This window comes from Sporosarcina ureae DSM 2281 (assembly GCF_000425545.1).
Classification (GTDB): Bacteria; Bacillota; Bacilli; order Bacillales_A; family Planococcaceae; genus Sporosarcina; species Sporosarcina ureae.
In genome coordinates this window covers 146,630-169,442 of record NZ_AUDQ01000006.1, presented here as the reverse complement: position 1 = coordinate 169,442, position 22,813 = coordinate 146,630, and the positions used below count along the sequence as shown (strand labels likewise).

Annotated in this window: 21 protein-coding genes, 1 pseudogene and 1 riboswitch; of the genes and pseudogenes, 3 read left to right on the top strand and 19 right to left on the bottom strand. The window is 42.4% G+C overall.

What is annotated here, in order from left to right:
- Together tnpA and H605_RS0108140 are read right to left on the bottom strand one after the other, a co-directional pair.
- Nucleotides 1-218: IS66 family insertion sequence element accessory protein TnpA (gene tnpA, locus H605_RS0108145; protein WP_029053766.1), on the bottom strand; the 218-nt coding region annotated here is incomplete at its 3' end.
- Between the two features lie 190 nt (nt 219-408).
- Nucleotides 409-915 (bottom strand): MepB family protein, encoded by a 507-nt coding sequence (locus H605_RS0108140; RefSeq protein ID WP_029053765.1) that lies wholly within the window; start codon nt 913-915, stop codon nt 409-411.
- Nucleotides 916-1,282: 367 nt separating this feature from the next.
- On the opposite strand from H605_RS0108140, the gene H605_RS0108135 reads away from it, so the two are divergent.
- Complete coding sequence (locus H605_RS0108135; protein WP_029053764.1) at nt 1,283-2,257, top strand: siderophore ABC transporter substrate-binding protein; 975 nt, start codon at nt 1,283-1,285, stop codon at nt 2,255-2,257.
- Nucleotides 2,258-2,400: 143 nt separating this feature from the next.
- On the opposite strand, the gene H605_RS0108130 is transcribed toward H605_RS0108135, so the two are convergent.
- From H605_RS0108130 to H605_RS0108085, 10 genes are all read right to left on the bottom strand, one after another.
- Nucleotides 2,401-2,703 (bottom strand): TIGR04104 family putative zinc finger protein, encoded by a 303-nt coding sequence (locus H605_RS0108130; RefSeq protein WP_029053763.1) that lies wholly within the window; start codon nt 2,701-2,703, stop codon nt 2,401-2,403.
- A 70-nt stretch (nt 2,704-2,773) separates the two neighbouring features.
- Nucleotides 2,774-3,334, bottom strand: coding sequence for a class I SAM-dependent methyltransferase (locus H605_RS17595; RefSeq protein WP_051210515.1), 561 nt, complete (start codon nt 3,332-3,334; stop codon nt 2,774-2,776).
- A 192-nt stretch (nt 3,335-3,526) separates the two neighbouring features.
- Complete coding sequence (locus H605_RS0108120; protein WP_029053762.1) at nt 3,527-5,749, bottom strand: transglutaminase domain-containing protein; 2,223 nt, start codon at nt 5,747-5,749, stop codon at nt 3,527-3,529.
- Nucleotides 5,746-6,792 carry a DUF58 domain-containing protein gene (locus tag H605_RS0108115; RefSeq protein WP_029053761.1) on the bottom strand — a complete coding sequence of 349 codons (1,047 nt, stop codon included), beginning with the start codon at nt 6,790-6,792 and terminating at the stop codon, nt 5,746-5,748. The genes H605_RS0108120 and H605_RS0108115 overlap by 4 nt, the downstream gene beginning before the upstream one ends.
- Before the next feature lie 11 nt (nt 6,793-6,803).
- On the bottom strand, nt 6,804-7,748 hold the full coding sequence (locus H605_RS0108110; RefSeq protein WP_029053760.1) for an AAA family ATPase: 945 nt from the start codon (nt 7,746-7,748) through the stop codon (nt 6,804-6,806).
- Nucleotides 7,749-7,751: 3 nt separating this feature from the next.
- A complete protein-coding gene (locus H605_RS0108105) occupies nt 7,752-9,383 on the bottom strand; it encodes an ABC transporter ATP-binding protein (protein WP_029053759.1) in 1,632 nt (543 codons plus the stop codon).
- Nucleotides 9,356-10,225, bottom strand: coding sequence for an energy-coupling factor transporter transmembrane component T (locus H605_RS0108100; protein ID WP_029053758.1), 870 nt, complete (start codon nt 10,223-10,225; stop codon nt 9,356-9,358). The genes H605_RS0108105 and H605_RS0108100 overlap by 28 nt, the downstream gene beginning before the upstream one ends.
- On the bottom strand, nt 10,226-10,780 hold the full coding sequence (locus H605_RS0108095; RefSeq protein ID WP_029053757.1) for a DUF4430 domain-containing protein: 555 nt from the start codon (nt 10,778-10,780) through the stop codon (nt 10,226-10,228).
- 9 nt (nt 10,781-10,789) lie between these two features.
- A complete protein-coding gene (locus tag H605_RS0108090) occupies nt 10,790-12,625 on the bottom strand; it encodes a prenyltransferase/squalene oxidase repeat-containing protein (protein WP_029053756.1) in 1,836 nt (611 codons plus the stop codon).
- Between the two features lie 18 nt (nt 12,626-12,643).
- A complete protein-coding gene (locus H605_RS0108085) occupies nt 12,644-14,689 on the bottom strand; it encodes a DUF4430 domain-containing protein (RefSeq protein ID WP_029053755.1) in 2,046 nt (681 codons plus the stop codon).
- Nucleotides 14,690-14,844: 155 nt separating this feature from the next.
- Nucleotides 14,845-14,986: riboswitch (cobalamin riboswitch) on the bottom strand.
- 250 nt (nt 14,987-15,236) lie between these two features.
- Here H605_RS0108085 and rpmJ point away from each other — a divergent pair.
- Together rpmJ and H605_RS19130 are read left to right on the top strand one after the other, a co-directional pair.
- On the top strand, nt 15,237-15,302 hold the full coding sequence (rpmJ, locus tag H605_RS19715; RefSeq protein WP_369802809.1) for a 50S ribosomal protein L36: 66 nt from the start codon (nt 15,237-15,239) through the stop codon (nt 15,300-15,302).
- Nucleotides 15,303-15,390: 88 nt separating this feature from the next.
- The gene (locus H605_RS19130; RefSeq protein ID WP_169535192.1) at nt 15,391-15,546 is read left to right on the top strand and encodes a hypothetical protein; all 156 of its coding nucleotides are present in this window, start codon (nt 15,391-15,393) and stop codon (nt 15,544-15,546) included.
- Nucleotides 15,547-16,565: 1,019 nt separating this feature from the next.
- Here the strand turns inward: H605_RS19130 and H605_RS19755 are convergent.
- From H605_RS19755 to H605_RS0108050, 7 genes and pseudogenes are all read right to left on the bottom strand, one after another.
- Nucleotides 16,566-16,913 (bottom strand): annotated as a pseudogene (locus H605_RS19755) (PIN domain-containing protein).
- Nucleotides 16,914-16,946: 33 nt separating this feature from the next.
- Entirely contained in the window at nt 16,947-17,129 is a 183-nt protein-coding gene (locus H605_RS17590; RefSeq protein WP_051210514.1) for a UPF0175 family protein, read from the bottom strand.
- Nucleotides 17,130-17,364: 235 nt separating this feature from the next.
- Nucleotides 17,365-18,027, bottom strand: a complete 663-nt coding sequence (deoC, locus tag H605_RS0108070) for a deoxyribose-phosphate aldolase (RefSeq protein WP_029053754.1) — start codon at nt 18,025-18,027, stop codon at nt 17,365-17,367.
- Nucleotides 18,028-18,046: 19 nt separating this feature from the next.
- A complete protein-coding gene (locus tag H605_RS0108065; protein WP_029053753.1) occupies nt 18,047-19,351 on the bottom strand; it encodes a pyrimidine-nucleoside phosphorylase in 1,305 nt (434 codons plus the stop codon).
- Nucleotides 19,352-19,393: 42 nt separating this feature from the next.
- A complete protein-coding gene (locus tag H605_RS0108060) occupies nt 19,394-20,575 on the bottom strand; it encodes a NupC/NupG family nucleoside CNT transporter (RefSeq protein WP_029053752.1) in 1,182 nt (393 codons plus the stop codon).
- Nucleotides 20,576-20,771: 196 nt separating this feature from the next.
- Nucleotides 20,772-21,713: a sugar-binding transcriptional regulator gene (locus tag H605_RS0108055; protein ID WP_029053751.1), complete on the bottom strand. Its 942-nt coding sequence runs from the start codon at nt 21,711-21,713 to the stop codon at nt 20,772-20,774.
- A gap of 790 nt (nt 21,714-22,503) precedes the next feature.
- Nucleotides 22,504-22,764: a hypothetical protein gene (locus H605_RS0108050; protein ID WP_029053750.1), complete on the bottom strand. Its 261-nt coding sequence runs from the start codon at nt 22,762-22,764 to the stop codon at nt 22,504-22,506.
- Between the last annotated feature and the right edge of the window lie 49 nt (nt 22,765-22,813).

Sequence of the window (22,813 nt, the reverse complement as noted above, 5' to 3'; positions counted from 1 at the left end):
AACGAAATCGAATCTTCTATCGACTCTTCCACCACACAGGAGACCCAACTGGTCTCCTGATGTGTGGCAGGATTAACTGGCGACTGCTTGCGTAGCCAATACTTCATATTATGGACAGCGACCTCTGCCGTATCACACCATTCAGAAAGTGCTAGTCCACTGCTTTGATATTCATCGATCTTCGCAGACCAGTATGCTTCTTTCTCTTTTCTTTTCAAAGAAATCCCTCCCAAAACATGTTCTATGGGAGGAGTATCTCACGAATCTTCTTCTATTAATATGTGTTCACGTTTTGACGCTTACCATAATACAATCGCGTTCATTAGATCTACAGTCCTCTAAAACTCTGATGTTTTCTAGGTCTTGAACTAATTCTGAATATTACAGTCACCTGATCGCAGTGAATTATCACAAATACAGTTCCATTATTTTGTCTTTGGTTATTTCATTTAATGTCCTCATATCTGCAAAATAAGGTAACTGCCACTGCTGTGTTTTCAACGCTTGTTTACTAGCAGGATGATCCCAGCTCGGATACACTCTTACTGCCATTTTCCCTTTTGTTGAACTGGAGCTAACCATATTCTGTTGCAACATCACGTCCTTTGGGAAAATAAATTGTCCAAACTCATGTGTATTTTTAAAAGTAGTAATCACGAACAAATCAGGTGCTTCCTCGTATGAATAAGGTTGATTTTTATTATTGTCGTCCTTTTCCCAAAACGCAACAAACTGCCCTACTTTTCTAGGTGTTGTATTCGCTACTCTAAATCGAACGGTTCTAGAAGCTATTTGAAATGTACCAGCTCCGTACTTAGCATTTTGCTTTTCTTCTTTAATTAATTGTAAAATCAAATGATTTGGCTCATACATCTTTTCATTAACATAAGTTACTGCACTATAAAAATCTTTCATGGCGTGGCTCCTCAAATTCGTTATAAATTACAATATTATCCTACTACTTATTCTTACTAGCATAGCATTTTTTTATTGGACGTAGTGTTCAGTTCATGCGATACTTTTTAGATCTTTAGAGCGAGAAATACTATCGATTATTTACTTCTCGAACACTTTCTGAATACTACTAAATCCTTCAACTTTCATTTGAAAATGATAGTCATTATCATTTGTTTATTGTATAATGAATGTAGTCTTTTCCTTATTCATTTCTGGTAACGAACGAAATGGATTCCAAGCATACCGATCATTGGATTGAGAGCGCGAGTCATTTCAAGATTTTGCTTTAGGAAATGCAATTTGATACAAAGAGGGGTTAATTGTCGTGAAAAAATGGTCATTGTTTGTATTACTATTTACTTGTATGCTAGTGATCTCCGCATGTACATCTAAAGAAACGGATAACCAAGCGGACGAATCGTCTAGTACTACTCAAGAAGGTGCGGAATCAACTGAAATAAAAGTTCAGCATGAGCTTGATGATCAAGAAGTAGTGTTGAATAAAGTACCAGAAAAAATTGTTGTATTGGACTTTGGTGTTTTAGATACGTTAGATTCATTGGGCATTGAGGTTGCAGGTGTTCCACAAAATGCGGTACCTGAGTATCTTAAAAAATATGCTGGATCTGAATATACAAATGTAGGAAGTTTAGTGGAACCAGACTTTGAAGCAATTGATGGAATGAAACCGGATCTAATTATTATCGGGGATCGTCAAGCCGAAATGTATGATGAATTTAAAAGTATTGCTCCAACTGTTTATATGAGTGTCGACTTCACGAACTATATGGATTCATTTACAGACAATATGGAAACCATCGCCAACCTATTTAATAAAGAAGAGCAAATTGATAAAGAACTAACGGAAATAAATGAAAAAGTCGATGCTATTCAAGAGAAAACGAAAGATCTTGATGCGAAAACTTTGATTGTTATGGTAAACGAAGGGAAAATTAGTGCCTATGGACCTGGTTCGCGTTACGGTGGATTCATCCATGATGTCGCTGGATATAAAGCGGTGGATGAGAATATTGAAAAAGCCAAATTTGGTCAATCCATTAATTTTGAATACATAACAGAGAAAAATCCAGACATCATCTTTGTTGTGGATCGTAGTGCAGTACTAAATACCGCTCATGATAGCACAAAGGAAATGTTTGAAAATGAACTTGTGAAAAGAACGAACGCTTATAAGAATGACCATATAATTTATCTAGACACAGAAGCATGGTTCTATGGCGGTGGATTGCAATCATCGAAAAAGATGATTGAAGACACAAACGCCTATTGGAAAGAATAAATTCACATTCCCTAATTTCATTTCGTTATTTATAGCCTAAAGAAAAACCATTTAATGCTTTCGGAATGTCTCCGTTTGCATTAGATGGTTTTTTCTGTGTAATCAAGCGTATGATGCTGAAACCTAGTGTATGAACAGCCTCACTATTCCCCTATGTATGTCTCTTGGCTACTTAACTTCACTAAAAATGGATATAGTATGATGACGAAAATGAATAAAATAGGAAATACGCTGAGTAATATAGCTCCTGGCACATCAAAAAACAATTGAATGAGCAGTGGCAATAAAACGATCGGAGTTAACATACTCACTTTCCCTCTAGATTTTTGCGTTTGATACTGTTTTTCACCGCAGTATGGGCAAGTCATGGCAGGATTCAATGTCGACGTCTTTTTTATTGTTTGTTTCCAACTCCATTGATTAGTACATTTTTCACACGTAGGCATTCTATTACCTCCTATTTTCCAAATGGCTCGATTGCGTGAAATAAGCAATCGAGCTAGTTTATATAGAAAATTATTTTCTACTAGTGGCTATGAACATGGAGGCATCTTGGTTCGCAAAAAGTTGTTTTCCATGATAGAAGGTCTTACATGTACTAGATGTAAATCCTACTTCGGTTAATATATTTTTTAGTTCCTCATGCGTAAATCCACTATGAATTTTCGGATGACTGACTTTTTCATTTTTGTCAAAATCCACAATAATTAATTGGCCGTCATTTGGCAAAATGCTAAATAACTTTTGCAAAATTAATGTAGTGTCAGGAATATGAAGAAGAACTAATGATACTAGCACGATGTCCGCCTTAAGTTCAGGCATGTCTTCAGTGAAATCTGAATACAGTACTTCGCAATTTGTAATGCCTCTTGCCTCAATTTTATCTTTGGCATCCTGTAACGCTTGTTTTGAAGAGTCTACGAGCAGTATCGAATCTACTAAATCCGTAAGTTCTAAACTAACTAAACCAGAACCACTGCCGTAATCCACTAACTTTTTTGATTCACTACCTTGTAACAGTGGTCTTACTTCTTCCACAATAACATGAACTAATTCCATTCGTTTTTCCGTTTCCATACTTCACTCTCCTGTTTCATTTATCGTACTATTTGATAGCAATTTACATCATTTATGGAACAAGCATCGCTCTACTATTCATACGTTTAGAGTGTGTGAAAGGATTCATTTTTTGGTGCCAGGTCCCCAAACAATTCTGAATAGTTCGGGGACCTGGCACCAAAAAAAGCACCGCCAAAAGCGGTGCTTAGTTCATTGATAACGCACAATAAATCGTAATCTCTTTACCCCTTTTTTCGATTTCTTCACAGCACTATGAACATGCGCAAACAATGTTTCTACCTTCACACGCTCTTCATCGGTCACGCCGTGCGGACTATATTTGGCTTTTTGATAAATTTTCAATCCGTCCTCTGCTTCTAGTTGAAGTTGCGGATCAATTTTACTAACTGCTTCAGGTATCGTTTCAAATGAAGGCAGCTTCGTAACGACTTGTTCTTTCTCTAGCATTTGCACCATGTACTGAACATGATGGATGACAGCCAATCGGTGATCTCTCACCCGAAGTTTTTGCTGACGTTTTCTTTTTCTTACGTAGTACAGCACGAACAGGGTCAACATGACGAACGCAATGATGATATTCAACCAGAACCAGATAGTAGTGTTTGGATTCACTTGCTTCGAATCTTCCGGCTTGTCCTGATCTTCCTGCACCTCTGTTGTATCATTCGGTTCAGGTTCAACCGTGCTTCCGCCAGTTGCGTCTGGTGAATCAGATCCGTCTAATGCTGGATAATCTTTTTTATTGATCTCCGGCATTTTCTCTGCGTAACCCGGTGTCACTTCAATCGGCACCCAGCCAACCATGTCGACGTAGATTTCGGTCCACGCATGGGCATTTTTCTCACTGACATTGATTTCACTAAATGACTGTAAATCTTTTACGTCATCCAGTCCGACGATATAGCCTTCCGCATAACGCGCAGGCGTGCCGAGCATTCTAAATGCCAATGTAGCAACCGTCGCATAGTGAACGGAGAACCCTTCTTTTGACTCTTCCAAAATCCCCGTTAGGAAATCCTGGTCCTTTATTGGTTTGGGATTTTCGTTGTAACTTATCGTTTGTGCCAGGAAGTTTTCGACTTCCTGAATCGTTTTCTCATACGGTAAACGGGTTTCTGTATCAAGTACGCTCTCGTCCATATGATTGCGCAATACGTTTAAACTGTCTTGCGGTACAGCGAGGTATTCATTGTAGACATATTGATTGTAATGACTTTCACGACGTAAATAGTCGGTGCCTTTTGTCGTGTACACTGCATTCGCGATTTGCGGATAATCGGTATACGGTGTCAGCATATAGTTCATTTCCACTGTACGTCTGCCGAAAATACCTGTCGCATGGAGCGCGTCGGCTTGTTTGGAACGGACAAGGTTTCCATCTATCTCCGCCAATTCATACGGTGTATAAATATATCGACTGGATGCACCGACGTTTTGAATGACGAGTTTTGCTTCCTCATACTGATCTGGCAAACTACTTTCTGCAGCCAAGCTCAGTTGTTTCGCTCCGGTGAAATCTTCTTTCTGTAACGCTTCAAGTAGAGACTTCACTTCCATATACGCTTCCCCGTCGATTTCCTTCCAGCCGCTCGGCGTGTATGTCGAACCGACGAATCCTTTTAAATATAGAGGACTCGGATTTTCCATCGCAATTTTTAACGCAGTATGGTCGTCCGGTGTAAACGTAGAAAGTCGCTGGAAGTTTCCAGCTGTCAGCACGGGCTCTTCACCTTTATAATAACGCCACTTTTCCCCTTGATACCGTACTCTGTCTTCGATTTTCGAACTGCCTGTAAACTCTTCGTTGCCGTTTGGACTGATCACCATGTAGACGAACATGAGCACGACTAACGAAACGGGCACGATCGCAATCCGTTTCCACCAGCGTAATGAAAGTTGATTCATATACAGCAATGTCACAATCAGCACTGCGAAAAACAGAATATCGAGGAGCAATGATGGTGACGTGCCAAGAATTAATTGTATTGACCACGTCACGAGTGCAAGCGCAACAGGGATCCAACGTTTTTGATTCGCTACGGCGTAATACATTGCACTGCCGATTAACAAAGCGATTTGACCAAGGATCATGCCGTTTAGCCAAGAAGTCGTTTCATTGACGGACAATAGATCCATATATATATGCTTATGTTCCGCAAGTGTGATGAACAACTCGTTGATCGTTCGTTTCACGTCATCTATGTACGTTGATAAGAAAATCAAACTGAAAATAACACTCGCAATCAAGACGATATCGCCGCCACGCTGTTTCCACTGTATACGCGCGACCATCCACAGTAAGACGAGAACGAGCGCAGGTACGATACTCATTTCAGGAAACAGCATCGCACGGATCACGAGGAAGGCCGCTACGAGGACACTATACGCAACTACTCCATCTAGCCATTTCATACAGATGATTCCTCCTTCTGATCCGAGATGACGACCGTCTGATATTCGGTACTACGCGCGATATTCGTCGTCAATACGATACAGTTTGGATACGTTCGTCTAAGCTTTTTCCACTGTTCATCTGACATCGATAACTCTGTAGCGTTTCTCGTCAATACTTTTTTTATGGCGTTCGCTGCATCCCGTTCATTGTCGATCGTCAATTGCTCACCCGTCGAATGATTCAAAATGAATTGCACTACGTGATCGCTTGCGACGTAGGAATAGAGCAGTGCGGAAAATGTCTCGATGAATTCGTCATAGAGTGCTACGCGATTCGTAAACGACGTGAAGTCGAGCGTCATCATGACCGCATCTCCTGTCAGCGTTTCATGCTGTTTGACGAATAGCTCATCGCCCTTACTCGATAATTTCCAATGAATGCGTTTAACCGAGTCACCCAGTTTATATACCGACAACTCCGCCAGCTCTTCGCCATCTATTTTCTTCATCGGGATCATACCCGGTGTTTGCAAGACGTGTTGATTTTGCTCAATGCGTTGAAGTTTTAAGAAATACGGATTCGGCACGATCAACATCGCAGACTGCGTATCTAGTTTCTGCACGGAACGGAAGAACGTGAAACTGTCTTTGATCGTCAGTTGTTTGATTCGTATATTCACTTGTCCCATATATTTCTGCGGCAGAACGAACGCAAATTCTTCCGTACATTTCGCTGGGATAGACAAGACGTGGTGGTGACTCTCTTGTCTACCTGTAAATATATGCTCAATGACGAGATGTAGTTGTAGTTGTGTAACAGATAAACGGCTCGTATTGTGTATACGTAGTTGATAGCCCATCTGTTCATTTTTAAAAATTTCATTCGCCGTGATGATCTCGCACTGGATTTTTCCTTTGACGAGATAAACGCTCAACACGAGCCACAGCCAGACAATAAGCGAACCGACTGCAAATAATAGAGCGAAATGCGTCGTCGTGAAGATGAAAAATGCGAGCGTAAACAGCAGCCACACGACGCTAATGAGTAGTGTCCCTATCATACGACCAGCCCTCAAAATGTCGCAAGCATTGCTTGGTCGGGCGTGGCAACACTTAGCAGTAATTTTTCGAGTAGCGTATCCTGCTCATGTTCCGCACCAGGTACACTCGACATGACGATGCGGTGTCGGCTCGTTGGCAACCACACGGCGTGGATATCTTCTGGAATAACGTAATCACGCTCTTGTAAGAAGGCATGTGCTTTCGCCATCTGGCAAAGAGCGAGAGCGCCACGCGGGCTGATTCCTTGATGGATCGATGGGTGATTTCTCGTTTTCTCGGTTAGTGCTGTGACATAGCGTAAGATCTCCTCATGAATGAACAAGTTCTGTACTTGCTGCTGTAGCGCGAGCAATTCGTTTTTCGTAATGACTTGTGTAAGTGAAGATAACGGATCTGTCTGCTGACGGTTTTTCAACATCTCAACTTGGTCTTCAAAATCCGGATATCCTACGCTCAACTTCGTCATGAAACGGTCAATTTGCGCGGTTGGTAGCGGCTGCGTACCGATTGTGCCATACGGGTTTTGCGTCGCAATTACGTGAAACGGTGCTGGGAGTGGATATGTCACGCCGTCCACTGTCACTTGTTTCTCTTGCATCGCTTCAAGTAATGCCGCTTGCGTTCTAGAAGACGTCCGGTTAATTTCATCTCCGAGTAATAAGTTGCACATGACCGCGCCTTCTTTAAAGACGAATTCATTTTTCTCTTTGTCAAACATCGTGAAGCCGATGACATCAGACGCGACGACGTCTGGCGTGAACTGGATGCGGTTCGAATCAAGACCGACGACTCGGCTAAATGCTTTCGCAAGTGTCGTTTTCCCGACTCCTGGTAAATCTTCTACTAGTACATGCCCACCGGCTAAGAACGTCATCCATACTTTTTGTATGACATCGTCTTTCCCGTTAATTACTTTTTTCATTTCATGAAGTACTTGTGTTGATGGATTGCTCATTTTTTAGTTCCTCCTGTTGTTCAAGTTCACAGCAGTAACGATGTCTTCCGCTGTGATGGCATATGGGAATAATCCGCGTGCGATCTTGCTGGCCGCGGTTGTGTAAAAGCGGTTTGATGTGAAAAACGTTTTCGGATGATTGATCCCGATGAGTGATTGATCGAACAGCATGCCGACACGTGTAGAAACTTCTGCTGCAAATTCAATATCATGCGTCACGATAATCGTCGTGATATGCTGCTTTTGGAGTGTTCGGATCAACTGCGTCACTTCTTGTTTCGACATAACATCCATTCCTTTAGTCGGCTCATCCAGCAATAAAATATCCGGTTTATGCAGTAATAATTTTGCAAGCGCGGTCTTCTGCTGTTCTCCTCCACTTAAGTCAAACGGATTTCTTTCTGATAAATGTTCGATATGTAACTGTTTCATCATACTTGATACTATCGATTCCCTCTGTTCTTTCGGCAATTTTTGCACAGGAACCGCGTGGATTAGCTCTTCTTTCACAGTCGAGTACATGAATAAAGCTTGCGGGTTTTGCGGCAATAAGACGATATTCCCTTTCCACTTGCCGGGTGCGACGTCATCGAACCATACTTTACCTGCATACGGCTTATGCAGTCCGGCGAGTACCTTTAGTAACGAAGATTTACCGACTCCATTGCCACCGACAATCGTGAAGATTTCACCTCGATGTACGGTAAACGTCATATCGGCGAGTAGATCATCACTCTTCCTATTGTATCGGAAATACAGATTTTTCACCGTGATGAGCGGTGGATGCTTTTTTTTCATCGGTTCCGTCGGTAGAACGGCCGGTTGATAGTGCCGAATGAAATCAATCCCATCACGCACCGTAATCGGTGTCTCATCACGGAATCCGAGCTTATAATAGACACGCATCGCTGTAGTCAGCGCGTCGAGCATCGGATGTTCAAGCAAGGAGTTTCCAATCGATTTCGGTGTCGTATCATATAGAAGCGAGCCGTTTTCCATGTACAATACTCTGTCGCACACCGGTAATAACTCTTCCAGTCGATGCTCAACAATTAACATCGTCATGCCAAGTTCGCGATTGATTTTCTCCAGAAGTGACAGAAACTCAGACGCCGCAATGGGGTCGAGTTGAGAAGTCGGTTCGTCGAGCAATAAAATATCCGGCTCCATCGCAAGCACCGCCGCAAGATTGACAAGTTGTTTCTGTCCGCCTGATAAATCACTCATACTGTCATGCAACCAGTTTTGGATGCCGAAGAAACTGGCCACTTCAGCGATTTTCCGCTGCATGTCTTCCGTCGACACGCCCATATTCTCGAGACCGAATGCCAACTCCTGCCACACTTTCTCCATGACCATTTGTTCATCTGGATTTTGCATCATGTAGCCAATCGCAGTCGCCGTAGTCGATGCGGGCAGTTCATCGAATTTTTCACCGTTGAAGTACACCGTGCCGCTTAGTTTACCGTTCGGTCGCATTTCCCGCTTCAACATTTTCAATAACGTAGACTTTCCTGAACCAGTAGGACCAAAAAGTGTCACGAATTCTCCACGCTTAATCCAAAAAGACACGTCTTGCAAAACATGATGTTCTTCGTAACGGAAGTTCAGATTTTCGACTGTAAGTATCGCCATTTGACACTCTCCTTCGCTTCATAGATAAACGGGTAGAACATAAGCAAGCCGATGATGACGTAATGTCCTGCGCCTAGTGTCTGTTCACTGATTTCGGGATAATACTGCGTCTGGTGCTGCGAGAAGTACCCAATATAGTAAAGAAGAAATAACACCAGTCCAATCGTCAATATTCCGTCTCGTTTCGTGAACCGCATCACTCTATACTGCGTTCTCGCTTTTGTCATGCCATAGCCCCGTGCCTTCATGACATCTGGCTTCACGAAGACTAATTCCGCTGTCTGTACGAGCGTCTGGCGCCACAGTGCGAATGCGCGGCGAAATTTTTCCACTCTGCTGTTTACTTTGTAATAGCCGATTCCGCGTTGTGCCATTTGCTTTTCATGCCATTTCGTTTTAAATAACGGAATAAAACGCCACAGCATGGAAACGAGGATGCCGAGGTTAGCGGACACTCGTGTCAGTACGGCAAGCACTTTATTCGTCGTAAATATCTCGAAATAGCTCTTTGTCCAAAAACACGTGGCGACAACGGCACCTGCCAGGACAAGTCCTTTCGTCACCGCTTCAAGTGTCACCGCGTGATCATTGAGGAAAAACAATGGGGTGAAACCGTTATGTACATACGATGGATAGGCTACGGCAATTAGCAGGAAGACGAAAAAGTAATAGACCACGTCTTTACTTGCGGTCCGAATTCCGTGCAGAATGAAGAAGTACAGAATACCGCCGATCAAAGCAAGCGCCACGATGATCGGATGAAAAGAGCTGAACATCGTGACAACAACGACTGTAACGTAGACAAGTAGCAATATAGGGTGAAAGTTTGAGAATGCGCTCATCTAGTTTCCTACTTTCTTTGATTGTCGTATATAGCCAACTAGATCTCTACCTACATCACATGTGTAATGGAACTCCACTTCATCGCCGTCTTGCAGCTCGTATTGACTAACGCCACGGCTCGGGAATTCGCCGTTCACTTTGTACATCCAGCCACTTAACGGACCGCAATTAAACTCATATAAGTAGTTAATGCCTTGGACGTAAATACTGTTGTAAATATTGTAGTCAGCTCCTTGGTACTCCACCGGGATGCGGTGATGACGTGTCGCGCGGTCGAGTAAATCAAACGCGGTATCGCCACTGCGCAGCACGTACTCCGTTTTTTTAAGGATCTCACCGTCTGGTTCTACATACTTTTCGAGACCCGGTTTCAGCTTGTCCATCGCGTCGAGAACGGTGTCACTGCGTATTTCAAGCGTCACCGTCTCCGAGTCTTCCGTAATTTCGTCGATATGGGTCAAGTAATACTCTTCCACGGATTGAATCTTCGTCCCCGTGACGAGCCACCCGACGATAAAGAGGATGAATGCTACAACTAATAGATCTTTCTTCATTATATCCCTCTAATCTCTTTGACGCCTTCTTTTTTGGATTCTACTCATCACTACGATGATTAAACCTACTGCAACGATTCCGAGTGCCCATGAAATGCGCTTCGCTCTCACGGCATTGTCAATTTGAGTTTTCGATTTCTTGAGGTCTTCATAGTTCAAGACTTTCCCTTGATCGTACGGAGATAGCGCGTTGAATCGCTCGAGAATCGCATCGACGTTGTCTCGATCTTTACTTGTTAATTCATTGAATGGATACAGTTGATCGAGCACCATATCATTAATGCTTTGAATCTCGGCTTCCATTTTCTCCATTTCTTCTTTGTATTCGTATAGCTGAGCCAATTCTTTTTCAAAGTCGCTTTTATTGTCGGCTTGTTCGAACTGATCGATCATCGAAATGACGTCAATATAATGCTCTGTCGTCAAGGGGGTAGAAATTGCGTCGATTTTTTCTACATCTTGTTCGGTAATATTTCGTGGCGCGGTTTGCTCCTGATAGATCGGTGCAATCGCGCCATTGCCTTTCGTATTAATTTCATACGCTTCGCTGAATGCAGGAAGATCGAGTTGGATCGATTGCTTTGTTGCAGCTTCCGCGAGCTTATGGAAGTTGTAGACATAGGAACGCTCCTCTATAGGAAAGTTTTCATATGTATCAAGCAATTGCTGAAGCTGTTTGGCATCGGTATGTTCATGGATGTCGTCAATGTCTTCCATCAACTTCAGCATTTGCTGCTTCATCTCTTGCGGGTTTTCAGGACGGAAATCATACATCGTACGGTAACCGTTTTCCAGTCGGTAGAGCGATACAAGTGCATAGAGAACTTGCTCCGTAGCCATCGAGTTCGATTCATCCGGTAATGAAGAAGGATTGTCCGCGTTATATGTTTTGGCGTGAACAAAACCGCCATCTTCCATTTGGTAATCCATAATGAAATCAAGCAAGGAGTTGTCGCCTTTTTTAAAGCGTTCGTCTTCATCCGGATGGATACCGAGTAACGTCAGCGCAACGAGTACTTGTGCCGCACTTTCGACGTTGTCGTCATCTTGCGTGCTGAAGCCACCAGTTGATGTTTGCATATCCGATAACTTTTCTAGTGCTTCGTCGACAATCGTGTGAATCGTTTTTGTAACATTTTCACCTGTATCTTTTTGTGTATAAGTGAACTCTTCCATGCTTTGGTAATATGGCGCGAGCGCTTGGATTGTCATGGCGGTCATATCCGTTTCTGCTTCGTCTTGATAGAACGAAAATCCGCCATCTTCAAGTTGCAGTGAGATAATTTCTTTAATGACCTCGATTCTTGTCATGTCCGCGTCATCCGGCACTTTATAACGCATACTGTCGAGCGTAATCAGCCCCCAGATCCAGCCGTTGATACCTTGTGCACCTAAAGACGTTTTCAATCCACGGTTATACGTGCCGTCCGCGATCAAGTTACTATCCCCAACCGCCGTCGGATCACCGCCAGCTGCCAATATCGCCAATGAAATCCGGTGCCATTCCGTCGCTTTCATATCGCTGAGCTGATCTTTCGTTTTATAGCGTTCTATCACATTGTTCTTGATGACCGCGAGATACGCCTGGTAATCGTCAGGATAGCCAATGCGCCCGAGGCCTATCGGATACCAGTCACCGTTCGTGTTCCCCGCATGCGCAAGAAACGGCTTGCTCAGCAATGGGTCAGACTCTGCAATATTCTCATCTTGTTTTTTCCACGCAATAATTTGTTCAATTGTGTGCAGCAATGATTCTTCACTTTCAGGTGTCGCGAACGCAACAGACGGCAGGAGTACCGCCGTCATTATCACGACTGTCACTAGCCATGCATAAATATTTCTCATTCCGTCACTTCTCTTTCCTTACCATTCTTTATTCCAATTCGCTCCGCTTTCACCTGAACTGTCATGCCCGCCAATATCTTTCCCATAATGAAGTGTGTAGCGAACTCGCACCACATCTCCATCGAGGAAATACGCATCCGAGAATCCATAGTTCGGGTAATCGCCATTGACGCTATACATCCAGCCGGAGCCGTTTGCGAAATCGAATTCACTTAGGCTATCCGGTGAGTAGATGTCGCGATTTGATGTGGTGGACACCTTCTCGACTACTTCCCATAGATCATCAGGAATATGGAGTCCGTTTAGCATGCCTGGCTTACTGACGTCACGCAGGTAGAAACTACTGTCGAGGTTTCCAGTTTTGCCATATTCATATCCATTATTGCGAAGTAGCTGATCCAGAATATAGGAACCTTTTTCGCCTTGGTGTATATCCATCTTCGTCGGCTTGATGAGATAAGGGATACCTAGTACAGAAGCTTCTAGACTGATCGTTACTTGTCCGATGACACCGTCTTCTGCCGGTGCTACTGACGTAACCGTAAATGTTTCACTCACCGTGCGTCCTTCATCGTCCCATACTTTGATCGTGACGTTGTTTTGTCCCGTCTGCAATGTCAGTTTATAACTCGTTTTCGCACTGTCATCCCATGTGAACGGAATATTCGCCCCATTGACTTGCACTTGGACGTTTTTCCCTCGAATACGTTCACCCGAAGCGGTTACCGGCCAGACGTTGATCGTCTTAATATCCCCTTTAACTGTGCTACCTGACTTCAAATCGGTCACCAGTTTCGGTGCATCCGGATCGACTTGTGGTTTTTCGTTCACATTCGGATCTTTATAAGTGATTGTGTACTGTCGTTCCAATTGTTCGTCTTGATAGTGTCCAGCGACTTTGACAGTATTCGTTCCATTGATCAGCTGCACACGATAATTCATGCCGTCTGACGATTTTACTAGTTGATCATTTACGGTAATCTTAAGAGTTACATCCACTTCATTTGCAGTAGCTTTCGCGTAGAATGAAAAATCTTCGCTATTTGCTTGCTGGTCTTTTAAGTCTGTTTCCAATGAAATAGCGATTTTTTCTTTCTCATAGATCACGGTGTAGGTCTGTTCCGCTTTTTTCCCATGGAGTTGCGCGGTGAGCTTGAGCGTGTTTTCCCCTTCAACTAATGTAGCTGTATACGAACTCCCAGCTAGTGGTTTTAGTTCTTGATGATTACTTACCACTTTCAGCTTCGCATCTTTTTCCCCTTGCGCAGCTGTTGCGGTGAACGTCAGCGTCTCTTCCATCACTTTTTGATCTTTTAAGTCCGTCTTGATGATGATATCGTCACTATTTAACGTCACACGGTACGATTGACTGACACGAAGTAGTGTATTGTCTGATTGTTTATAGATAACTTGAAATTGAATGTCATTCGTACCTTCAATAAATATGATTTCGCCTGTAAAGTCATTCAGTTGTTTGCCGTTTAACATCACGTTCATTTCCTGGGGAATGAGAGAATCGTCCAAGTGGTTTACGGTGACGACATATACCGGATCAGTGACCGTTTCGTTATTTTTGATGTTCGTCGTGAAGTAGCGATTTTGTTGATCCGCCACATCGACGATTTCTATATCTGTATTCGTATTCGGTTTTGTTTTTTCTGGTGCGGGTTTGTTGTTGCCCTCAGCAGATGTATTGGTCTTGTCATTCGTTTTCGATGAGTTAAGTGGTGCATGGGTAGTTCCTAGTTTGTTGAGTGGTTGATTTTGCGGCTTTTCTTCCGGTTTCTCTTGTGACTTGTCCGTATTTGTCGGTTCTTGTGATTTCGATAGATCTTCTGGATTGGCATCACTTTCTATCATCTTATTGGTATCAGTATCGGAAGATTCATCCCCGCCGCCAGCTAATTTCAGCGTAGAAGCCTCTACTTTTTCATTGAAATCAAATGCAGCGGCTTGTTCATTAGAAGTCGTCGCATATGTAATCGTGCTAAATAGCAGTAAGACGATAAGACTGTAGTAGATATAGTTTTTGTATTTCATGAATGCATTCTTCGTATTTTTCATCCAACTCTTCCTTTCTTCATTATAAAAGGTGTACGGTGCGCAATAATATTGAATTCAAAAAGTCCCCACCTCCTGAATGAGATGGGGACCATGTATGTTCAATAATTAAACTGCACAAATTGAATGATACACAAATCACCCTTTACCGGAAGGTGTCATGTTTACATACTTTGGCAAGTCTCCTGACTTTAGGGCACATTTTCTCCCTATTACAGTGGCCGGACCGCTCAGGATTTTCACCTGATTCCTATTTACTCTTTGCATACTAGACAAAGAACCAAAATACTCTATGTAACTGTTACTAAGCATATAGTTTTTGTAAGGTAAAATCAATAGACGGTGTAACTGGAGTAGGGTTCTGTTTTTAGCGTTTTTATAACTAAAACCTCTTATTTCCAAAGAGGTTGCCATTAATGCGAAAGCTTTTTCAAATCAATGTACATAATAAATGAAATATAGGAAATCATACTTATATATTCAGTTAAAAGATTGCAGTGCCTAGATGTTTCCACTATTATCACACACCTATATAAAGGGGATAAAAACCATGAAAGTCAGACCATCTGTCAAGCCAATTTGCGAAAATCCCAAACATAAACAAAGTCAAGGTTAATACAGGATGCTCTATGCCAGTCATAAAGAGTATAGGGAACATAAATAGGCGCCTATTCGAAAAATAGAACGTAAAGGGAGATTATCATATGGATAAGAAGAAATATACGGTAGCAGGAACGAATATAGACGAAGTAAAAAAACTTAATGCAGAATCTGGTCTATCCTATAATGAAATTAATGAAGTTCTTAGCAAAGAAATTGAACAGAGAAAAAGATCAAATGCTGCTCAGCATAAAAAGTAATTGGCACTATAAAACTTACCAAGTTTCAAATTGTAATTGGTTTCTCTAGATAATTTATCACCATGATCGCTGTGTTCGTTTATGTAGTGATCAAAGTGCCTTTCCACCGTTTCTTCTCACTATATTTAATTGCTACAAAAATCAAAGTAGCACCTGAATAATAGACAATATAACTAATAAAACCTTTTTCAAACCTCCATCCTAGTCCCTGCCTATTAACCTAATAAGAACCCTTGAACTGTAACGAGCGGAGCCAATTGAGACGCTGCCAAACATAGCCAGCCGTAAACTTTGCACCATCTCCCATAACAAAAAAGGTCGATAAATATATTTACATTTCACTTACAAACATCTTCGTGTGAAGAGTAATATCCTTAAAGTCTTTATTTCCATCTTTAATTAAATGGTAAATTGTCTGGCCTGTTTCACGCCCAATAATTTATCCACAAACACTGCAGATTATATAAATCCTTCAAATTTTTATCGCTTTGCAAGGCGAAACAAGGCGGGTCATTTTTTATATCTTGGAGGGAGTTAAATTAACCTCTCCAGAAATACATAGTAAAGAGCCCCGAACTTACGAAAAGTAAATTGAGATTTTACAAGAAAGGAATCTAGTTATTGGCGACATGAATGAATGTCTTATCTTTTTTAAAGAGAGTAAGCTATTATAAATTTTCCGTGTACAGTCTCACACTTAAGCAAAATGATAACAAGGACTATTCCTAAATAGAGTAAGCTTTTTTAAATGAAGAAAATTTATAATTTTGACCAAAAGCTTCGTCATTTGAAAATGCTATAGGTCTGCTGTAACTTGAGCAATCCTGATCAGCTAATCCATTCAGAACTATGTCTATTTTGTATGTCACATGCCTTCCATGTGAAGCTCGCTTCCCTAGATGTCGGGAAGCTTTCATTTTGTCCACTTTTCTTCCGCTTCAATTAGCACTTGATTATAAAGTTTTTTTGATAAATCCCATTAGCTATTAATAGATCTAACAGTGGGTTTACCTCTTCTTTTAAGCAAACAGCGGAATACCTATCGTTCCTATGAGGCGAAATGAAAAGTTTTTCGAAAATGATCTCGCAGCACGCTCGTCCAGTAAAAAATTTTGCAATCCAAGCTCTTTTGCACCTACAATGACTTCTAATTCACCCTCGTGTAGTTTTCCGTATAGATATCCTCACAAGCTGCTTGTTTTTTATCTGTAGGCGCTGAAATTGACCCCCTTTACAAACTTCTTTAATTCTTTCCTGCCATAGTCCTAATTCGATCTACTATTCATTTTTTTTTGATAGACGGCCTCTGGTACATACACTTCCTTAAATAGTTCATGAAATAAGAAGAGCTTTCCAATAATCGACAAGCTAATGATTGGCGTAGAATTCGTTATATTTTTTCATACTGAACCATTTTCCGTTATTATAATATCCCGAATTGCTTGGAGGTCATCTTCTAAATGCTCATCTGTGTATTCCATCCAAGTAATGTTCGTAGTCTTTAGTAAACCAATAAAGTCAGCAAGCGGTAATTCTGCTAACTCTGCTACCAGTGCAACAGTTACTTGTTTCTCAATAAACATGCCAATCGCTAAGGATCATTTCACTTTGTACTGTTTCTTTTCCTTTCATTTTACCATCACAGCACATATATATATGAAACTTTTCAGAAAATAAAAAATGACCGGACACACACGACCGGTCAATCAGGTTGAAGCGTGAAATACACTATCAATTGCCCGAGACAGTACAGGTCGGTTTGTCCCATAAAAACAGGACTGCCCTGCATATATGCAGAACAGTCCTGTTAAGGAACTATTAATAATTCGAGTCTGATACTTCGCCTTTTACAATGCTTATCCCCGAGCTTGCACCAATACGCGTAGCCCCTGCTTCGACTAGCGCATCGAAATCTTCTCCGCTGCGCACGCCGCCGGACGCTTTGACACCAATGTCTGGGCCAACCGTCTTCCGCATAAGAGCCACGTCTTCTATCGTCGCGCCACCTGTTGAGAACCCAGTTGACGTCTTGACGAAATCAGCGCCGGCTTTGACTGATAGCTCGCATGCACGGACGATTTCTTCATCTGTCAGCAAGCATGTTTCGATGATAACTTTGACCAATGTACCGTTAGCTGCTTCGACTACCGCACGAATATCTGATTCGACCCATTCGTCATCCCGGTCTTTCAGTGCTCCGATATTGATGACCATGTCAATTTCTCCTGCTCCGTTCGCCACTGCATCTTTAGTTTCGAATGCTTTGACTGCAGAAGTAGTCGCTCCAAGAGGGAAACCGATTACCGTGCAGACTAACACATCGGTGCCTTTTAGCTGTTCAGCGGCATATGAAACCCAGCCCGGGTTAATGCATACTGATTTAAACTGATAGTCTTTTGCTTCTTGTATGAGCGCCGCGACTTTGTCTTTCGTTGCGTCGGCTTTCAATAATGTATGGTCGATCATTTTTGCTTTATTCATTTGCGAACCACTCCTTTGATTATCTTGTAATTTCGTCATGCACCAATTTGACGGGCTGTACTTTAGACGCCGATACGCCATAGGCATGATAGATCTTTTCTTTTACGCTTTCGATATCTTCTGTATTGCTGTGAATCGTCACGAGCGATTCGCCCACTTCCACGGAATCACCGATCTTCTTGTGCAGCACCAGCCCGACTGCCAAATCGATTTCGGACTCTTTTGTTGCGCGTCCCGCACCTAGAAGCATCGCGGCCGTACCGATTTCATCCGCGGTAATCGCAGAGACATATCCCGCTTCTTTTGCCGGCACGTCTATTTTGTACTGGGCCGTAGGAAGCTTCGATAGATCGTCAATGACGGATGTGTCTCCGCCCTGAGCCTGCAAGAACAGTTTAAATACCTCAAGTGCTTTACCGTTTTGGATAACTTCTTCGAGCATTTTTCGTGCTTCCTCCGTCGAGTCCGCTTTTCCTGCCAAACGAACCATATGGCTGCCGAGCGTCAAGCACAGTTCGTGCAAATCTTCCGGGCCATTGCCTTGCAACGTTTCGACGGCTTCTTTAACTTCGAGTGCATTTCCTATGGCATAACCGAGCGGCTGGTTCATGTCCGAAATTACCGCCATCGTCTGACGGCCGATTTTGTTTCCAATCTGCACCATTTCACCCGCGAGTTCACGAGCCATGTCGAGGTCTTTCATGAACGCGCCAGTTCCGACTTTTACATCGAGAACAATTGCATCCGATCCCGCCGCAATCTTCTTGCTCATGATTGAGCTTGCGATCAACGGAATGGAACTGACCGTTGCCGTGACATCACGCAGACTGTAAATCTTCTTGTCTGCAGGGGTGATATTGCCGGATTGTCCGATCACCGCAATTTTGTTTGTATTGACGAGATCGAAGAATTCTTTGTCTGTAATTTCGATATGGAAACCGGGAACGGACTCCAGCTTATCAAGTGTTCCGCCCGTATGACCCAATCCACGGCCCGACATTTTGGCTACCGGGATACCGAGTGCAGCAACAAGTGGCGCGAGCACAAGAGTTGTCGTATCGCCAACTCCGCCTGTAGAGTGTTTATCCACCTTAACGCCCTCGATAGCAGACAAATCGACTTGGTCGCCTGACTCCACCATCGCCATTGTGAACTGCGCGGTTTCTTCCAACGTCATCCCTTGAAAATATACCGCCATTTGAAAGGCTGACATTTGGTAATCTGGAATCGAGCCGTCCGTATATCCATTGATGACGAATGAAATTTCTTCGTTTGTCAACGCATGTCCATCTCGTTTTTTCTCAATCATATCTACCATACGCATAGCATCCACCACTCCTGTTTTTAAATTTTCATTTGATTTCTATTATAAAAATAGCCCAATGACAGTCGCTGAAAGAACTGACGCCAATGTTGAACCCAAAAGTAATTTCAAACCGTTTTTCGCCACTTCGTCCCCTTGTTTTGAGCTCAACGCCTTGACAGCTCCTGTAATAATCCCAATGGAACTGAAATTCGCAAAACTAACAAGGAACACCGATATCATACCTACTGCTTTCGTTGTCAAGCCTGCCGAAATTTCCCTAAAACTCAACATCGCCACAAATTCGTTTGTGACAAGTTTGGTCGCCATGATGCTGCCGGCTTGTACACTGTCTGCCCAAGGCACGCCCATTACAAAGGCGATTGGTGCAAAGATATACCCCAAAATGGTCTGGAAGGAAACGTTGAACAGCATTTCAAAGAGATAATCGATTCCGTTCATCAACGCGATGAAACCGATCAGCATGGCAGCGACAATAACCGCGACTTTAAAACCATCCATAATACTTTCACTGATCATCTGGAAGAATGACAACTTCTTCTTCGACTCGATCGTTAGCGTATCTTCTTCTTCCGATAATTCATAAGGGTTGATGATACTTGCTACAATCAGTGCCGACATAATATTGAGCGCAATCGCCACTACGACAAACTGCGGTTCGATGATTTCCATGTATGCACCAACGATGGCGACACTGACTGCACTCATCGCGGAAGTACAAAACGTATACAAACGTCTTTTCGAAATATCATCCATTTGGTCCTTGATAGTTAAAAATACCTCGGACTGCCCGAGAACTGCAGAGGATACGGCTATGTAGTTCTCCATTTTCCCCATGCCATTCAACTTACTCAATACGATTCCTACATATTTAATGATGAACGGTAAAATCTTGAATTGATTTAATATACCAATCAACACGGAAATGAAAACGATTGGCAATAACACATTCAAAAAGAATACGTATTCCCCTTCATTTTCCAATCCGCCAAACACGAAATTGACGCCCGTTACCCCAAGGTCAACCAGCTTCGAGAATAAAGCCGAAACAAAACCTATGGAGACTACGCCCACTTTTGTATTCAACAAGATAAATGTCAAGACAAGCTGGGTCAGCAGCATAATCACAATCGGTTTATAGCGGATTTTCCTGCGGTCCACACTGACAATCAAGCCCACGATTAACACGAGCAACAATCCTGTTATATAAAATACAACGTTCATCATATTTCCTCCCTTGCATGTTGGTTACGCTTACACTTTGCTTCTTGCACACCATTTTCCTTAGGATGCCGTTGCGACCTGACTTTATGTATAGTATATCATAGACTTTGAGCATATGTGCAGAGGAGATGAAACATTGTTCATTCCGAATAAAAAAAAGAATCACGCTTATCAATAAGCGGATTCCCATATGTTTCTATTGGTGAAGCAACAAAGCCTGTGCCGTATACTGATCCGTTATAAAGACGTTCGCATAGCCTCCATTAAGCGCTCCATGGATGGCCTCTACTTTGCGGTTCCCGCCAGCGACGAGAATGGATTTTTCTTTTTGCTTTAACTCTTCTAGCTGGATGCCAATCGTCCGGTCATTGACGGTAGTATCACATACTTCGCCTGTACGTTTGAAGAAGCGTGAACAAATATCGCCAATCGCTTCTTGATGGAGTTGCTGTTCTTCTTCTGCAGTCAAATAGCCGAGACGGAACAGCAACGATTCGTTGTCGACAGCGCCCACCGTGAACACGGCGATATTCGCTTGTCTCCCGAGTTCAATGAGCCGGTGCATATACCGGTCCGATTCAATCACGACTTTGACTTCAGGTGTGTCGACTAGGACGGGAAGCGGCAAGTAACCAGGAACGGTATGGAAGGCTTCCGCAAATTTGTAAACCGTTTCAGAATCGTATGTATTGACGTCCGATAAGCCGATTCCCCCTTTGAGCTGGATGACCTCGACTCCTTTTACATCTTTTTTCTTCAATTCGTTGGCCACCCGATACATCGTCCGGCCCCATGTCACACCAAGAATATCACCGTCTTTTACGGTTCGATACAAATAGTCCGCCGCTTCTGTGCTAATAGCCTGGATCACATCCCGCTCATCTTCCACTGCCGAGTACGCAATTTTCACTTCTTCGATTTGATATTTGTGCTGCAAGGATTTTGCTAATTGATTATTATCATGAAATGGATCGATGATGTCGATTTTCACGTAGCCATTTTTTTTCGCTTGCTGTAGGAGCCGAGAAACCGTCGGCCTTGAGACGCCTAATTTTTTTGAAATGGCGAGCTGGGTATAATCAAATTGATAGTAAAGTTTGGCTGCTTCTATGATAAGTTGCTTTTTATCAATCTCCAATGCAAGTCCCCCTTATGTAACGGCCTAATCATGAGGCCGATTATACCACAATCGTAAACCAGCGGAAAGCCGCTCTCACTCTTCTTCCTCGCGAGGCAATTTTTTTTACTCACTAAAGTTCAGCATCAGCTTCTTTGGTAATCCGTACACTTTCAGGACTTTGATTAATCCAATGATGACAGGGATAAACAACTACTACCGTTTAATTCCAAAACCCCCTCACATCTCAACTAACAAAACTCATTCTCTATTATTTGATTCTTATACTCATCAGCTCTGTTTTGGATCAACTTTTATTTTCTTATATCTTTTTACAATATCAAAAACACTTATGAAAAACATTATCCAAACAAAAGGATTTGTTAAAGATAAATCGACTCGTGAAATACCCCCTACTAAAGGAAAGATAATAATTAATACAAAGAAATACGTCAGTAATATAACTTGCCATAGAGGATTGAATCTTGAGACATCCTCTTTTTGAAAGTGATTCATAATGAGGCTGATGAAGGAAATCAATAGTATAAGTCCAATAAGTATTGATTGGGGTATATATATAAGAAACCAACTTTGGGAAGGAATCATAAATTAGTAATAATGTTAGTACTACTAGTGCTATAATGCCCCAAAAGTGACGTCTCCGTAAAAATTATAGGATCAAATAGCAAACTACAACAGTAAAGACCGTGATTAACTTCAGCATCTTTGGCAATTCATATACGCACCAAACAACAAATCCCCTCATTCATGTCCATTCATGACACAAACAAGGGGCTTATTTTTGTGAAAATCACTTCTCATCTTCCTCATCACACGGTGGCTTCCTAACAATCGTCTTCCCACTCGAATACAACCCACTCGCTGACAACCCCATAATCAACCCGCCTAGAATTCCCGACTTCCAATCATGCGGAAACAAGTAGAAGATCCCGCCACCGATGCCTAATAGTAAAGAAAAGATCGGAATCAGTTTCTTTGGCAATCCATTCATTTTTAAAATTTCTGTTAATCCGATAATAACGGGGATCAGTACAATATCTGAAACTTCCAATGCGTGTCCTCCTCTTTTTCTATTCTATTCAGACTGTATGCAAGATGAA

What these genes read in the sequence shown, in the direction of transcription:
- H605_RS0108140 (WP_029053765.1), bottom strand. Translation starts at nt 915, where the DNA reads ATGAAAGATTTTTATAGTGCAGTAACTTATGTTAATGAAAAGATGTAT.
- H605_RS0108130 (WP_029053763.1), bottom strand. Translation starts at nt 2,703, where the DNA reads ATGCCTACGTGTGAAAAATGTACTAATCAATGGAGTTGGAAACAAACA.
- H605_RS17595 (WP_051210515.1), bottom strand. Translation starts at nt 3,334, where the DNA reads ATGGAAACGGAAAAACGAATGGAATTAGTTCATGTTATTGTGGAAGAA.
- H605_RS0108120 (WP_029053762.1), bottom strand. Translation starts at nt 5,749, where the DNA reads ATGAAATGGCTAGATGGAGTAGTTGCGTATAGTGTCCTCGTAGCGGCC.
- H605_RS0108115 (WP_029053761.1), bottom strand. Translation starts at nt 6,792, where the DNA reads ATGATAGGGACACTACTCATTAGCGTCGTGTGGCTGCTGTTTACGCTC.
- H605_RS0108110 (WP_029053760.1), bottom strand. Translation starts at nt 7,748, where the DNA reads ATGAGCAATCCATCAACACAAGTACTTCATGAAATGAAAAAAGTAATT.
- H605_RS0108105 (WP_029053759.1), bottom strand. Translation starts at nt 9,383, where the DNA reads ATGGCGATACTTACAGTCGAAAATCTGAACTTCCGTTACGAAGAACAT.
- H605_RS0108100 (WP_029053758.1), bottom strand. Translation starts at nt 10,225, where the DNA reads ATGAGCGCATTCTCAAACTTTCACCCTATATTGCTACTTGTCTACGTT.
- H605_RS0108095 (WP_029053757.1), bottom strand. Translation starts at nt 10,780, where the DNA reads ATGAAGAAAGATCTATTAGTTGTAGCATTCATCCTCTTTATCGTCGGG.
- H605_RS0108090 (WP_029053756.1), bottom strand. Translation starts at nt 12,625, where the DNA reads ATGAGAAATATTTATGCATGGCTAGTGACAGTCGTGATAATGACGGCG.
- H605_RS0108085 (WP_029053755.1), bottom strand. Translation starts at nt 14,689, where the DNA reads ATGAAAAATACGAAGAATGCATTCATGAAATACAAAAACTATATCTAC.
- H605_RS19130 (WP_169535192.1), top strand. Translation starts at nt 15,391, where the DNA reads ATGGATAAGAAGAAATATACGGTAGCAGGAACGAATATAGACGAAGTA.
- H605_RS17590 (WP_051210514.1), bottom strand. Translation starts at nt 17,129, where the DNA reads ATGTTTATTGAGAAACAAGTAACTGTTGCACTGGTAGCAGAGTTAGCA.
- deoC (WP_029053754.1), bottom strand. Translation starts at nt 18,027, where the DNA reads ATGAATAAAGCAAAAATGATCGACCATACATTATTGAAAGCCGACGCA.
- H605_RS0108065 (WP_029053753.1), bottom strand. Translation starts at nt 19,351, where the DNA reads ATGCGTATGGTAGATATGATTGAGAAAAAACGAGATGGACATGCGTTG.
- H605_RS0108060 (WP_029053752.1), bottom strand. Translation starts at nt 20,575, where the DNA reads ATGAACGTTGTATTTTATATAACAGGATTGTTGCTCGTGTTAATCGTG.